Source organism: Haladaptatus pallidirubidus, from assembly GCF_020700235.1.
In the GTDB taxonomy this organism is placed as follows: domain Archaea; phylum Halobacteriota; class Halobacteria; order Halobacteriales; family Haladaptataceae; genus Haladaptatus; species Haladaptatus pallidirubidus.
The window spans coordinates 322,507-336,150 of the sequence record NZ_CP085307.1 but is presented as its reverse complement, the minus strand read 5'-3'; the positions used below and the strand labels follow the sequence as shown (position 1 = coordinate 336,150).

The 13,644-nt window shown below is 49.5% G+C and carries 19 protein-coding genes and 1 pseudogene; 8 read left to right on the top strand and 12 right to left on the bottom strand.

All coding sequences use genetic code 11. The features are described from left to right. Positions 1-114 precede the first annotated feature (114 nt). Together LIX15_RS31300 and LIX15_RS31295 are read right to left on the bottom strand one after the other, a co-directional pair. Positions 115-555: a DUF6220 domain-containing protein gene (locus LIX15_RS31300; RefSeq protein WP_227778700.1), complete on the bottom strand. Its 441-nt coding sequence runs from the start codon at positions 553-555 to the stop codon at positions 115-117. Continuing rightward, positions 552-998: a high-potential iron-sulfur protein gene (locus tag LIX15_RS31295; RefSeq protein ID WP_227778698.1), complete on the bottom strand. Its 447-nt coding sequence runs from the start codon at positions 996-998 to the stop codon at positions 552-554. Before LIX15_RS31295 ends, LIX15_RS31300 begins: the two co-directional genes overlap by 4 nt. A gap of 39 nt (positions 999-1,037) precedes the next feature. On the opposite strand from LIX15_RS31295, the gene LIX15_RS31290 reads away from it, so the two are divergent. Both LIX15_RS31290 and LIX15_RS31285 read left to right on the top strand, forming a co-directional pair. Continuing rightward, positions 1,038-1,676: a helix-turn-helix domain-containing protein gene (locus LIX15_RS31290; protein WP_227778696.1), complete on the top strand. Its 639-nt coding sequence runs from the start codon at positions 1,038-1,040 to the stop codon at positions 1,674-1,676. 34 nt (positions 1,677-1,710) lie between these two features. Next, on the top strand, positions 1,711-2,094 hold the full coding sequence (locus tag LIX15_RS31285) for a hypothetical protein (protein WP_227778694.1): 384 nt from the start codon (positions 1,711-1,713) through the stop codon (positions 2,092-2,094). A gap of 269 nt (positions 2,095-2,363) precedes the next feature. On the opposite strand, the gene LIX15_RS33540 is transcribed toward LIX15_RS31285, so the two are convergent. The 3 genes from LIX15_RS33540 to LIX15_RS31270 form a co-directional block, all read right to left on the bottom strand. Continuing rightward, positions 2,364-2,552, bottom strand: a complete 189-nt coding sequence (locus LIX15_RS33540) for an alpha/beta hydrolase (protein WP_227779291.1) — start codon at positions 2,550-2,552, stop codon at positions 2,364-2,366. A 127-nt stretch (positions 2,553-2,679) separates the two neighbouring features. After that, positions 2,680-3,294: a dihydrofolate reductase family protein gene (locus LIX15_RS31275; RefSeq protein WP_227778692.1), complete on the bottom strand. Its 615-nt coding sequence runs from the start codon at positions 3,292-3,294 to the stop codon at positions 2,680-2,682. Positions 3,295-3,296: 2 nt separating this feature from the next. Continuing rightward, positions 3,297-3,938, bottom strand: a complete 642-nt coding sequence (locus tag LIX15_RS31270) for a dihydrofolate reductase family protein (protein WP_227778690.1) — start codon at positions 3,936-3,938, stop codon at positions 3,297-3,299. Positions 3,939-4,153: 215 nt separating this feature from the next. Between LIX15_RS31270 and LIX15_RS31265 the strand changes: the two genes are divergently transcribed. The 4 genes and pseudogenes from LIX15_RS31265 to LIX15_RS31250 form a co-directional block, all read left to right on the top strand. Continuing rightward, positions 4,154-4,795, top strand: coding sequence for a helix-turn-helix domain-containing protein (locus tag LIX15_RS31265; RefSeq protein WP_425556827.1), 642 nt, complete (start codon positions 4,154-4,156; stop codon positions 4,793-4,795). A 255-nt stretch (positions 4,796-5,050) separates the two neighbouring features. Beyond that, positions 5,051-5,278 (top strand): hypothetical protein, encoded by a 228-nt coding sequence (locus LIX15_RS31260; protein ID WP_227778687.1) that lies wholly within the window; start codon positions 5,051-5,053, stop codon positions 5,276-5,278. A gap of 160 nt (positions 5,279-5,438) precedes the next feature. Beyond that, on the top strand, positions 5,439-5,876 hold the full coding sequence (locus LIX15_RS31255; RefSeq protein WP_227778685.1) for a DoxX family protein: 438 nt from the start codon (positions 5,439-5,441) through the stop codon (positions 5,874-5,876). 37 nt (positions 5,877-5,913) lie between these two features. Continuing rightward, positions 5,914-6,462, top strand: a pseudogene (locus LIX15_RS31250) (dipeptidase); the annotation flags it as partial. A gap of 158 nt (positions 6,463-6,620) precedes the next feature. Here the strand turns inward: LIX15_RS31250 and LIX15_RS31245 are convergent. From LIX15_RS31245 to LIX15_RS31235, 3 genes are all read right to left on the bottom strand, one after another. Further along, complete coding sequence (locus LIX15_RS31245; RefSeq protein ID WP_227778684.1) at positions 6,621-7,073, bottom strand: luciferase domain-containing protein; 453 nt, start codon at positions 7,071-7,073, stop codon at positions 6,621-6,623. Between the two features lie 18 nt (positions 7,074-7,091). Next, positions 7,092-7,544 (bottom strand): ester cyclase, encoded by a 453-nt coding sequence (locus LIX15_RS31240; RefSeq protein ID WP_227778681.1) that lies wholly within the window; start codon positions 7,542-7,544, stop codon positions 7,092-7,094. A gap of 488 nt (positions 7,545-8,032) precedes the next feature. After that, complete coding sequence (locus LIX15_RS31235) at positions 8,033-8,686, bottom strand: helix-turn-helix domain-containing protein (protein ID WP_227778680.1); 654 nt, start codon at positions 8,684-8,686, stop codon at positions 8,033-8,035. Positions 8,687-8,776: 90 nt separating this feature from the next. Here LIX15_RS31235 and LIX15_RS31230 point away from each other — a divergent pair, with 90 nt between their 5' ends. After that, positions 8,777-9,217 (top strand): luciferase domain-containing protein, encoded by a 441-nt coding sequence (locus tag LIX15_RS31230; RefSeq protein ID WP_227778678.1) that lies wholly within the window; start codon positions 8,777-8,779, stop codon positions 9,215-9,217. A gap of 204 nt (positions 9,218-9,421) precedes the next feature. Here LIX15_RS31230 and LIX15_RS34150 read toward each other — a convergent pair whose 3' ends face one another. Then, entirely contained in the window at positions 9,422-9,712 is a 291-nt protein-coding gene (locus LIX15_RS34150) for a formate/nitrite transporter family protein (RefSeq protein ID WP_497007448.1), read from the bottom strand. 323 nt (positions 9,713-10,035) lie between these two features. On the opposite strand from LIX15_RS34150, the gene LIX15_RS31225 reads away from it, so the two are divergent. Next, positions 10,036-11,529 carry an SLC13 family permease gene (locus LIX15_RS31225; protein WP_227778677.1) on the top strand — a complete coding sequence of 498 codons (1,494 nt, stop codon included), beginning with the start codon at positions 10,036-10,038 and terminating at the stop codon, positions 11,527-11,529. Between the two features lie 119 nt (positions 11,530-11,648). Here LIX15_RS31225 and LIX15_RS31220 read toward each other — a convergent pair whose 3' ends face one another. The 3 genes from LIX15_RS31220 to sp36 all read right to left on the bottom strand — a co-directional run bounded on the left by LIX15_RS31220 (position 11,649) and on the right by sp36 (position 13,594). Next, the gene (locus LIX15_RS31220; RefSeq protein ID WP_227778675.1) at positions 11,649-11,879 is read right to left on the bottom strand and encodes a DUF7835 family putative zinc beta-ribbon protein; all 231 of its coding nucleotides are present in this window, start codon (positions 11,877-11,879) and stop codon (positions 11,649-11,651) included. 474 nt (positions 11,880-12,353) lie between these two features. Then, positions 12,354-13,373, bottom strand: a complete 1,020-nt coding sequence (locus LIX15_RS31215) for a DUF7972 family membrane protein (protein WP_227778674.1) — start codon at positions 13,371-13,373, stop codon at positions 12,354-12,356. Beyond that, the gene (sp36, locus tag LIX15_RS31210; RefSeq protein WP_227778672.1) at positions 13,370-13,594 is read right to left on the bottom strand and encodes a Sp36 family protein; all 225 of its coding nucleotides are present in this window, start codon (positions 13,592-13,594) and stop codon (positions 13,370-13,372) included. Before sp36 ends, LIX15_RS31215 begins: the two co-directional genes overlap by 4 nt. Positions 13,595-13,644 lie beyond the last annotated feature (50 nt).

Sequence of the window (13,644 nt, the reverse complement as noted above, 5' to 3'; positions counted from 1 at the left end):
TTGAACTTCATTTGCAGTGTCCCTCCCGAACAAACGACGAAACTGCACGAATGCCACGGCCGCCACAAGTCGACGGTACGAAGGGGACAGTTGAGTATCTGTTAGAACAGTGGATCAAGAGGCAGGAGGAGAGTCTGCAGTGGTTCGCCATGCTTTGTAGGTGGTCAACGATGCGAGTCCGAAGATCACCAACGCGTTTACGGGATGGAGCGCCGCGACGACCGATCCACTGAATCCGAGTGCAGTGGCGTACTGAAGGACGATCAACAAAAACAACACAATGGGGGACAGCATCAACCACCGCGAGAGCCCCCCAAGAATTGCCAGAACAAGCATGATGATAGCGAGCAGTTGGATGTAATGGACGAAACTCGCATGCAAGTTCCAGTGTGCAGGATCGACAAAGACGGCCATTCCAGCAATGAACACCTGACCGAGGATGCCGAGGACGAACAGGCTAGCGAACAGGATGTACCCTCGTTGTGCCCACAGAACGCGTATAGATATTTGATCGTCAGTCTCGACGGACGTCGTTGATTCTGTTTTGGTATTCATCCTGACACGTAAAGATTACACCACGCTTCAGGGGCGATATCCCCCTCGACCTTAGTACAGCTCCCCACGCTTTCACCGTCCTCAGACGTGCGGTAATATCGACATTCGGAGCACTGGTTCCCGTTCCGTGGACTGTCCTGATAATCGACCGCTGATTTCGACGATTTGCTCCCGTCGTTATTGCTGGTACATCCAGCGACACCGACGACGATTCCACTTGCTACTAGGCGGACGACTCCCCGACGTGTGGGTTGGCTCCTCACCGAGCCTGATTTCTGTACAGATTGCTGATTGTCTTCCTCCGAAATATTCGATATACGTGACGTATCACATACAGTTTGAGTAGTATTGTCTGTGTCTAAGCTGCTCTTGCAGCCGTCATTCAGTTCTTGATTCACACTCCACAGTAAGAGTCTATTCTCTGTGAAGGTTGCATCGAACATGTTCGTAGTGTTTATGATTCTCTCACGCAAAATCCGAACATGCCTCGGGCAACGATCAAAATCAAGCCGCCCGGCGACCAGTTCGACGATTTTTTCAGAAAACATCCTGACGACGTGTTCAAGATTCTCGCTTCCTTCCACACTGAATCAGGCATATGTGTGCTCATGGAGGCTGAGACACAGAATGCCGAAACCATTATCGAGGATTTCGAGGAGGCTGCACACGTGCAATCATACGACGTGCTCAATTGCACTGATCAGTCGTTGCTGATTCAACACGTCATGCAGCAACCGGCACCGTATCAGATGCTCCATTCTGTGGAAGTTCTCCCGAATTATCCGCTCACAATTCAGAACGGGTGGGTGATCGTCGAGACGTTCACTACCCAAGAGCAACTCTCACAGCTCAAAGCAGCTTTCGAAATGAACGATGTGACGTACGATGTCGTCTCAATCACTTCTCTGGCCGATCCAACGACTCTCCTCACTGATCGACAGCGACGAGTAGTTACCGAAGCATTCTCCCGTGGATACTACAATAGTCCCCGCGAATGCTCACTTACGGACCTTGCAGCGGAACTCGAGATCAGCAAATCCACTGCTAGTGACATCCTTCATCGTGCCGAGGGTCACATCATCTCGGAGTTTATCGCGGCATCAGGGATGAAAGTCGACTAAGCAAACAGAAGTGAACCCTCGTCCCGAAGGCAATATGGGTGCGAGCGCACTCCGCGACTCCGATGACAAGCACGATGCCGCTACCCCCGCGCAGGTTACGAAGGGAGAACCGTCGGTTCATGCCGCCCCTAGTCAACGCAAGTTGGACACGGACGAGGCGAAGGAGTCCATCCGACGGCTAGCCGAGCTCGGCGTTGAGCGTGTCTTCCGAGCCGAAGTCACCAACGTTAACGACGTGATCTACCTTACGGACTCGAGATTCTCAACGATCAACCCGATGACGATCCAAATCCAAGATAAGCTGAACGCGAAAATGAGTATTAGCATAAGCGCGAGAATCACACCCATGGCACCGGTTTCGGGCCGAAAGCCCAGAATAACGCCGAGCCCGACAACCATGAACGCCGCGATTGAATAGCGCAGCACGTCACGAGGAATGCTCCGACCAGTGGTGCTGGCTGCCAAATCGGGAGTGACTGGAACCGGTCGAACAATCCTTTGTCGATGTCCGTGTTCAGTCCGATGCCCGTCTAGACGGTGATTAAGATGAGATCGCCTGTATGAGGATTCCGGGCAAGAGGAACTGATTGTGCTGCTGTAGAGACCCGGTGAGAGCAACTCCTTGAGGAGGTTCGACGCGAAGTTGTTTCGCAGTGTATACTCGCTCACTTCCCAATCCTCACCGCACTAGTAGGGTGGTGCAAGAAGGAATAGGACAGCAATAGAGGTTGTCAACGTCTCTTCGGAGAGACATCTCAGGAGAATTGAACCGCCCAGAGAATGCCCGATCAGAATCACCTCGCCATCTAACACAGCGAGTTCTTTTGTGATTTGATCGTTCCCTATCTCATATTCAGGGCGGTCTTCATGTGACACCTTTGAATACTGCACGCTCTATGACGCTCCCAATACGTCCTGAAATTTTATTGCTAATTCTTCATCTTTAGTATAAGCCTCCCTTCCCCGCCTTGAACAAATAACACTAATTTTTCATGGTTATTTTCTATAAAACGCGATATTCGAGATGGGTGACTTTGGGAGAGTCGATGACCTGTGTGTTCTCCAGTTCAACTGGTCCTCGATCAATGTGGTCGAACAACCGGATTCCGTCGCCGAGTAGGAGGGGTGCGAGGTGGATCTGGAGTTCGTCCACGAGTCCGGCTTCGATGAACTGCTGGACGATGTTCGCGCCGCCCGCGATTCTGACGTCTTTCTCGCCTGCTGCTTCCTTTGCCTGCTCTAGGGCGGTCTCAATGCCATCGGTGACGAAGGTGAACGTCGTTCCGCCTTCTCTGACCCAGGGTTCTCTCTCCTCGTGAGTGAGGACGAACACTGGTTCGCGGAAAGGCGGCGGATTCGGCCAGCCAACCTCTCCCTCGTCAAACATCCGACGACCCATCACGTACGCTCCGATACGGTCGAAGGCCTCTCTGACGAGTTCATCATCCCTGTTAGTCTCGCCACCGGTGCGGTTTTGGCGTTCGCGCCAGCTATGGACATCGTACATCCATTGATGGAGTCGCCGACCTTCATCACCGAGATTGTTCTGTGGACCAGCGTTCGGTCCGGCGATGAATCCGTCCAGCGACATCCCTATGTCGACGATTACGTTACTCATTTTCATTCCTCAGCTTCCGTTTCTTCTTGTGCTGGTTCGTAAGTAAGGATAACAATCCCCGAACCGACCGTCTCTGTATCTACAAGTTGTAGAGTAGTCGTATCGCTTGTCTCTCCGAAGAGGCGCTTACCACTCCCAAGAACAATGGGGAAGGTCATGAGTCGGTACTCGTCAACCAGATCGTGTTCCATCAGCGTCTGCACGAGCTGTGCACTGCCATGAACTAGGATATCACCACCTGGCTCCTGTTTCAACTTGGAGACTTCATCCGCGACGCTCTCTCCGATCACCGTCGAATTATTCCATTCGAGAGGTTCCTCCAAGGTCGTTGAGACGACGTACTTGTCCATGCTGTTGAACTTATCTGCATACTCGTCATCCCGAGATGGCCACGCCGCTGCAAACCCCTCATAGGTCACCCGACCCAACAGAAGTATATCGCTTGCCAATACTTCCTCGAGTTTGAACTCGTCGCCTTCGGGGCCACGGTCGAATTTGAATGTCCAACCAGTGTGTTTGTATCCTTCTTCTCCCCCTGGGGCTTCCATCACGCCATCCAGCGATACGTACTCCGAGACAACCACTTTTCGATGCGTGTCGGATGTCTTGCCTGTACTGCTCTCTACTGTATCAATGTCACTCATCTGTAGTACCTCACGTTCTAGTACAGACCAAGAGAAGACCGAATGGAGCATGGAGGTTCTACCGAACACCTTCGGTGATTTTTAAATAGCAGGATGTCATTCTTCGATACGAGGAGTGGAACCATGGGAGAGCATAGCTACTATCCCGGTGAGTGGACGATTCATCGACAGGCTCCCTTGCAAATACGGATGGTCATACATCCCAGGAATCGGCCATGAGACGTTTAACAGTCGTAGTAGACCCTGGTGATCAAAGGCTTGTCTCCGTATTTGGTGCGTTAGATTCAGAGCAGGCAAAACGCGAATATTTGCATCACTACAATTTATTGTCTGATGGGACGGTTATTATGCTCTTTCAGTTTCGCGATAATCTTGACTACGCTCGAGCGGTTTTCAATGACCATCCAGACGTTATCCACTACGACATTCCTGAACAAGGGGATGGTATTGTATATCTTCACTGCAAGATGAACGAATCCCTCGGAGGTATTCTCTCGGCAGTGCAAAAATCCGAGGTTATCATGACGATGCCGATAGAGTTTCTGGACGACGATCGCCTGCGAGTGACATTCATTGGAGAACACGAGTCGCTACACCGGATTCTCGACAAATCAGCGGAGTTCATCGATATCGAAATTGAGCGAGTCAGCGAGTATGGATCCGAAGATCGCCTCAGTTCGGTACTCACTGATCGCCAACGAGAGATCTTGAACGTGGCCATCGAACAGGGATACTACGAAGTCCCGCGGCAAGCGACGATAGGGGACATTGCCGACGCGCTGGAATTGAGTCAGGCGACAGTAGGCGAGCACCTCCAGAAGATCGAAGCACGAGTTCTCTCTGTCAGTGTCCACTGATCTCTGTCGAAGAGTAGCGGCAGCAGGGATGCTCTCAGTTCTCGAAATCAAGAGTCTTTAGCCACTGAAGCCGACGAGTCAAGCGATGCTGCATCGATCACAACGATATTTAGGTTGCTGAGGTTGGTTTCTCCATGCCTCGCGCATGAGAAATCCACCTTCCCAACTTCAGATCCACTCGAAATGCGTCGCACACACGTCTGACTGACTCTTCAAACAAATGCGCCCGTAATCGTCCACCAATGGACGGAGAACATGCCTATCAGGTTTGAAAAGGAGGAAATTAAGCCCTTACAGGATGAAGCGGAGGAGGAGGACGAATCCAGAAGTGAATACATCAGGCCGATCATCCGAAATCGCGATAGCGCGAAATCAAAGATTGAATCCGCTGCTGAACTCGTCATGATTAGAGAGGTGCTATTCCGGCTTGATGGCGAAATAGAGCGATTGTACGAGAACTTCATTATTAAGATGTCGTCGTAATATCAAATTAGTGGCTGTTAGCAACAGTCATAGCTTAAAAACTACCGAAAAGGTTCGGCACTACTTCCATGCTTGTTTCAGTCTTCTCTATACTTGTAAACGATTGTGAGATGGTACGTGCCGTATCGCTAATAGTACTGAGCTAAAAGGAAGAACTAAAATGACAGCAAACACCCTTTCCCGTGGACAGAAAGACGTTCGAAAGACAGGACGGAAAACTCAAATCATACACTACTCCCTATGGGTGATCCAAGGGTTGCTCGCCCTTGTTTTCCTATTCGCAGGCGGTGTGAAGTTGGTCACTCCAATTGAGATAATTCTCGCACAAATGCCAATTCCGCTGCCGGGCTTGTTTGTCCAATTTATCGGCGTCGCCGAAGTACTTGGAGCGATCGGACTACTTCTTCCCGGACTATTACATATTCGTGAAGGTCTCACACCGTTGGCGGCTGCCGGATTAGTAATCATCATGACTGGTGCAACCGTGCTCACTCTTGTCGCTGGCGGGGGTGTACTTGCGCTCTACCCGTTCGTGATCGGCCTTCTCGCGACGTTCGTCGCGTATGGTCGCTGGCAGCTTCGACCATTGCACGGCTAAGACGACTTTATAGTGTACTGAACGCGTCGATGACGGACTCAGTGACTACGGAATCGAGGTTATCGGGTCGATAGAGGAGCAGAACATCCTGCTCGACCTTTCGCACGTCGGGCCCCAGTCTGCTCTCGATGCATTAGAGGTCGCCTCACAGCCGACCGTGTTCTCTTATTCCAATCCCCGTGCCGTTCACGATCACCCTCGGAACATCTCCGATGAACAGATTAAGGCAGCCATCGAGACTGGGGGAACTGTCGGGATTAACGCGTACCCCGACTTCGTGGATAATAGCCCTTCCGTCGAGAAATTGGTTGAGTACGTCGAGTACTTGGACGATCTTGTCGGAGCCGAAAACATCACTTTGGGGCTTGATTTCGTCGATAATTTACCGGCGGAAGAGTTGCAGTCATTAAAAGAGAATCCGTACTATTCGGATCCACCCTATCAGTATCCGGAAGGCCTTCGGTCAGCCGCAGACGTGCCGAATTTGGCGAAATCCCTACTCAACCACGGCTTTACCGAGAGTGAGGTATGGGGAATCATGGGTGACAATCTCCTCCGCGTATACGAAAGCGTGTGGGAAAACTAGATTTAATATCTTATCAATTATATCTTGAAAGGTATGGGTCACGACTATGCTGGATGTTTAGTGTCACACTCTCGAGCCTGTGCTTCGTGTTTGGCTGTTTCTTTGGCTCCTGACTAGCCGATTCAACGCGGAGATCTAAACCGGGTAAATCGACGTGATCATCCCACTAGTGCGGCCTCGAAAGCATTGCGAACTGTATTGCTCGGTGCAAGCTCGTCCAGTCCTTTCTGGATGTCGATTTCGACGGATTCCGATTCCCCCTTCCCGACCTCCTGCTGAATTGCTACACGAATGAGGTACGAGAGCCGGAACAGCCAGGCAACATGGTCGATGTCGTCGGCTGATTCGATGTGGAAGGTTGTTGCATTTGGGTGCTCTGGAACAGCATGATGTTGTTCCGTTAAACCGTCTGCAATCAACTGATTTCGGAGCGATCTTGGATAGTCTATGTCTGCTAGTCTCGGATGAAGGTGACCGATCTCTCTGCCCGCGAGTTTGAAGCTCGTCGAATTAAATCGACCTTCGTCTACCGAAATCCCTGGCCACGATGAGACTATTTCTGTGATTTGCTCCCTTGACGTTCCGCGCTCTTGTGTATCTTTGTTTTCCATGATTGTATAGTGGTATTGTCATTCTCGATATGTGCTCGGTTCCTCTGCTTGCCAGTCCATCTGTGGAACGGCTCCGAGTTGCTGAAACCAAGTTAATGAATCCATCTCCGACCAGACCTCTACAATCCGCTCTCCAGAGATTCGAAGTATCGTTATCGTTTCAACCTCAACTTGGTTACCCGTTGGTGCTATCCCAAGGTACTCTCCTTGATGCGTCCCTCGCATCGTGGCCCGAACCGCAACCTTGTTCTCGTCCCCAAATACATCGTGTAACTCGAATATCAGGTCAGGGAATGCCTCACGAAGCACCGTCGACTGAACTTCGAGAAACTGATCTCTGTCTCGGAGGGTCTCCAAACCATAGATAGTGAAGTCCGGTGCAAGTATCTCGTCATTGACACTGAAATCCCCCCCGCTTAGTATCTCATCGAAGTAGCGGTCGACAAGTCGTTTATCGGCGTCGCTCAACATAGATCTCGCTTCTCCAATCGGAGTGACCGATCCGTCTGTCGCTGCGGTTGATTGGATTGACGAAACTGATGTTGATACCGCCTGTTTGGTCGTATTGCAACCATACTATCTACTATGTGTGGCGGAACTATCGCTATTCGCGTGAAGATATTCACGACTACCTCGAATTCACTGAGGAGCGCCGTCGCCACAAACATGTTCATCTTCCCTTTGGTCGTTGGTGCGAGCCAACATCCAGTGTAGAGAGCAAGCCCCTGCTTCCGGCTGCTCTACCTGGCAGTGGCCGGCACTCCGCTATTCTGGTTCTTGAGACGATCGTGACGTGAAACACCGCTCTTGGTCATCGACTATCTCATAGTTATCATATACCATCGTGAAGAATGTGTATTATGCAGAGAATTTATTATATAATCACCTGAACGATATCTGTTTTATAATTTTATATAGATTATAAATTACCCTAATAATTCAATATAATATATAGAGCATTAATATGGTGGGTTGAGACTATCGATTTGCTTTGTCTCGGCAGCAAACGATTTGATGATCTGTTCTTCAGCACGGTGGAGAACACCACTCACCGCCGATGGGTTCACATCTAATGCATCTGCGAGCTCAGTAAGTGAACACCCACGCGGCGTATCATAGTACCCACGCGTGATGGCTTCAGTAAGGACTTCCCATTGCCGGGCAGTCAAGAGATCGGTCACTTCGACTGATTGGGAAATCGAGAGAATCTCGAATGAAACATCCCTTTCCTCAAATTCAGTTTTCAGGCTCGAGAGTCGTTCCCACGATATGATCGTCTCAATGGTCTGCCAACCATTGCGCAAAACCATGGGATATTGCGGCAGCATACCCGTTGTACGCGCCGCGACACGCGGTTCGTGTTCCGCTGTCTCGACTTGGAGTAGCATCCCTTGCTGATCAGTATGTAATACCTCATATGACCGCACTTCAGGTGCCGTATCAAGCACCTGAAAGAAAGCCTTTGGATCTGCCGTTTCTGCGTCAACGACTACTCGTAAGCCATCCTCTGTACGATGAGAGGTGAGCATCCGAAACTCATCGTCTGGGTGATTAAGCGAATACTTGACGATTGAATCACGCGGTAATTTAATCTTTAGCCAAACTCTGGGCATATACTTCTGTATGTCGCTTACTGGCTTGTTTCCCTGGGTGTGAATATATTCACGCGAATGTCCATGGTACTCCCTACCGTTTTCTAGGTCATGGGATCAGCGAAGTCCAAGAAAACAATTGAGTCAACCGTCAGTGACTGGCCCGGTATTAACGTCGAACCGCATGACCGTGGTGGTGGGCATGAATTCACCCTCAATGGGCGAGAAATCGGCCATATACACAATAGTCGACTTGTCGATATTCCGTTCGCCAGGCGCATCCACGACATCCTCATTGAAGAGGAACGGGCCCAAAAACATCATGTTCTCCCGGACTCTGGCTGGGTGTCCTATTATGTCCAGTCAGACGAAGCCATCGATGGGGCACTCTGGCTCCTGTGCATCTCGTACCTGTATCACCTGAGTGTGATACAGAAGCGTGCCAGCGACCATTTTGAAGGAGGCGAGGTAGATATTGACGCAGAGCTCAACGAATTGAATCTGAGCGACGAACTACGCCGTGTATTCAGTGAACTGAGGGCCGATACGTGATAGGGAAATAGAGCTTAGCCGCTCGCGACTTGCCCAACCGACGCTGTTGCTCACGAGCGTCGAACCGACAATGGCTGCGGATCAACGCAATTATCATGTCCGATATCTGGAACGAGGGCGATGAGACGATATTCGAGCGGGCCAGAACCTAAGAGCCGGAAGCTCGATTCGATTTTGAACAACAAATGATTCCGTAATAGGCGTTTACCTACAGGTAAGTCGGTACCGTGCCTTTTTCAACAACCGCTGAGAGGACTTTGCTTTCGGCCTTCTGCATGGGATGATATAGATAAACCCGATTGGATACAGAATTGCTTCCAGAAACTCGTTCGAAGACACTGCCGTACCGACTGCAGAGCCAAGAAACGTGAGTGTGATCGCAAAGCCAGCGGCTATCCCGCTGAGGAGAAGTTCCCGATCGGCTGCTCCTATCTCTTCGTCAGCTGAGGCAATGACACGCTGAAAAATTTCATCAGTCGAAAATCGCTGTCGCACGGCTCTCCCAGCAGCAGGGGCCCCGCTTTCAGCTCGATCAATACTTTTTCGGATATCCTTTTCGGAGGGACTATCTGAACTTATTCAATCTCTTATTGGTTCTTCTGTGTCTATAGTAATATTCTGAATGGTGTCTACGCGTTCGAAGCTGGATGGTTTGAGATCAAATATATCTTCCTCACTTACGTTTGCTATCTCAAATGCCATAAGCAGCAAACCACATAGTATTACTAGCTGGCTTGCAAAGTGAGTGTAGATACTATCACCAGCTTCATTTGTACAATGGAGACCACGAGAGGGTGATATATTGTATTCATCCCATCATGGCAAATACCACCTCCTACACGGGCTATTTCGATCGATTCCGCGGTAGAGACGACCCAAAAGGAGGAATTGGTATTCTGCTCCTTGGCCCAGCCCTTTTTGTGGGTTCGTTGCTCACTCCGTTTTCAATCAGCTGGAAAATACAAGGTGCAATCGGACTCTTAGCCTGGATCGTCATCTGGATGGTTTCTGGTATTGTTCGGCTGGAAATCGTGTTTCTGCTCCCTGTGGTGATTGTCAGTGTTGTCCCACTTGCACCGTGGCAAGAAGTAGTTTCGGTCTATTGGGATCCACTTGTCTTATTCATCTTTGGCGCGGTCGGCATCGCCACAGGCTGGAAATATTGGGGATTCACGCGACGTGTGGCATTACGGTCTTTATATAAATTGGGTTATGGGCCTAAATCTCAGATTTTGGTGTGGTTTGGATTGGCAGCTGTATTTTCTGCCGTCATTCCAGATACGGTGACCGCGGCCATGTTCATCCCGATCGCGGTCACCATCCTTCACTACCAAGGGTATAAAACAGCTGATGAAATTCGTGCATCAACGTTTCCCTCGCTTGTATTGTTAGCGATTGGGTGGGGTGCAGCAGTTGGCGGCTCAGCAACACCACTCGGTGGGGGAATGGATATTTTGACAATCGAATTATTGAGTGATCATGTTGGGTACTCAGTTCCATTCACGAGCTGGATCTATCATTTACTCCCATTTACCGTTCTCAATTTCCTCCTCGTTGGAACATATCTCTACTACATCTTCGATATTGACGCAACAGAAGTCCCGACTAGTAAGTCCTTTTATCAAGCAGAATTAACAAAGCTCGATTCAATCAAACAGGAAGAAATCATCGTTGTCGGTGCATGGCTCTTTGCCTTTGGTCTCGTACTTCTAGAACCACTCTATGGGAGCATTATCGAAAATAGTGTTCCATGGTTTGATCCGTTGCTTGCGTTCCCCATTATTTGTGCAGTGTTATTCGTGGTTCCAGCAAAATCAGGGTCAGCGTCCACTATTTTGAATACTGATGTCATCACTGACTTCCCACTACCGGTACTGTTTATCTGGCCAGGTGCAATTGCACTTGCGAAAATCCTCACACTGTCTGGCGCTGTTGATGCACTTGGAGCAGCAGTTGACCAATACCTTACACTCAGTTTACTTGGATTCTTGCTCCTCGCAATTATTGTCACAACAATCACAAATATTACGACAAATACGGCAGCAGCAGCAGCCCTGATTCCAGTAATTATTTCTATCGCTGCGAAAGCCGATCTTCCCGTTGCGACATTTGTGTATGCTGCCGCAGCAATGTTGAACATCAGCTATGCACTCCCGTCGGCAAATGGGTGTCTCGCGCTCACAACTGGATTCGGCGCAGACACAAACAAGATGGTGAAACATGGCACGATCCTGTGCGTTCTGACGGTTATCCTAATTACGGTATATTCGTATTTTGCAAGTCAATTTATCCCGGGATGGAATCTACCCTAAGAAAGCCCAACGTCTGATTCCCATATCTCCGCGCTTGTCAATAGAAACACCTGATATAAACACTATACTCTTCCAGACCGATTTAGTGCGGTAACTACTTCCGAGCCAACAGACCTGCTTTAGACATCGTTCATTCGTTGCTGTGAGATTTCTCTACATTGCTGGCATTCTGTGACCCGATATGGTTCACGGGAGAATTCATCATTTTTTGAGTCCTCACTTTCCGTAATGAGTTCAATAGAGATACGGTGTTTCGTTTCGGTACCGCAAATCGGGCACGACTCAACGGCGATTTGAGGACGATTACCCTCCGCATCATCCTCGTTTTCTTTTGGAGCCTTATTATTCATATTAGTAATCTCCCACTTGCGGTCGAAGGCTAAGATCGTTTCGAAGTGAGTCAATCACTCAATTGCAAAGATCACACCTAATATAGATAAATCAGAGGTATGATAATGTCCCACGGGCGGGGACTTCATATATCACTCCGTTTATAATTCCCTGCGTGGACAACCAGTGATGTCAGGTACGTCTCGATCTTAATTGGGTTTCATGGATGGGGAACGATCATTAGAGTGTAAAGAGTGTTGGTGGAGTGCCTGCTAGAACAACCAGGGATCTGAGAACTCAATCGGTTGGCCATAGATAATTTTCACTTCTCATTCCATGTGATAATATCTGATGACGGGCCGCTTCATTCTTGAAGGCGGTCTATACTTACTCGTTCAGTAATAGTCAGAAACATATAACCCATTCTCTGCCGAATCAATTGTTTATATTTTAGAACTAGAGAGTTACACGGTGTGATGCTTGCTAAGATCTATTTACCGCTGTGAATCACGCAAGATCAGTGGTTCAATGGCGAGTGTTCGTTTCGCAACTGTGACAACTCGCAAGATATACGATGTAAAGAGGAAAAATGGTACTAACGTTATTGTGAACGCCAGACCGATCGTCCACGCCATATTCGTCACGCCGAGCGTACTCCCTGAAAACGTAGTCGCATTAACAATCGTGAGCATAATCCCGGCGACGACAAGTGCTGGGATCGCTGCATAGAGAATCATTTGTGAGAGACTCACAAGTGCCCACTCAAAATAGAGGGTCTTGATATGTTCACGAGCAGGGCCGAACAGGCTCAATGCCGTTTTCAGATCAGTTAAGAGCGTGATCTCTTCCTCGGAGAGACTCTCTTCATAGTTATTCATGAGTCGTTCGACTTGGAAAATTTTCCATGAGTAATTGAAATTGAGTGCGGCAAAGAGCACGTCGAATGTCCCAAATTTGGCGCCATCAAGCTGATCGCGAACAACTTCCGAATTTCCAGTGAAACTGTCGGTGAACTCGTCAACTTCCTCTTGAAGTTGATCATTGTCGTTTTCGGACAGACCCTCTTGAAGGGCGACGGCTCGATGCTCGGCCACATTGATCAGCTCTCGGAGGAATGCTGACGGATCTGCAGGACTCGGTGAACCGATCAGTTCCTCGGCATAGTCACGGAAGTCCATCGAATTCTCCATGCGTTCACGTTGCTCGCCGAGCGGACCGTTTTCCTGGGAGATGACGAGTTGACCGATGGTCACGACGAGCGTCACGCCAGTGATTATGGCCCCAATCATCGTCGAGAACATCGTCTCAATCATGTCCCCGGATTGAAGTTGTTGCTGCAAGGGTGGAGACAGGAAGGTCACTGCAATGACAAAGACAATCAGGACTGCAAACGCCAAGACGGCCGTTACGTGAAGGCGGTTCGCGGCGAGCAAGAGCCAGATTTTGAGCCGACTCTCGCCTGCTCGCTCGCGCATTGTATTGGCCGTGCTAATGTCAGAACTCTCATCGCTCATGATTCTACGTCCTCACCAGTACCGGTATTAGCTGCAACTGGGCGTTTAAAGACGAGATACTTGGTGCCGCCACCCGTGTATTCTATCGTCTCACTCAGTTCCCACCCATCTTCGCCGTAGGCATTCAATTCCTTTTGCGGGTCATCAGCTTCTTTTTTGGTTTCACCACGCGGTGGTCTCAGCGTCATGTACTCCCATTGCTTTCCCTGCGTTTGACTCATTACGTCTCTCTGTTAGACTCAACGGGCCTAAGAATGCTGATCGATAGACG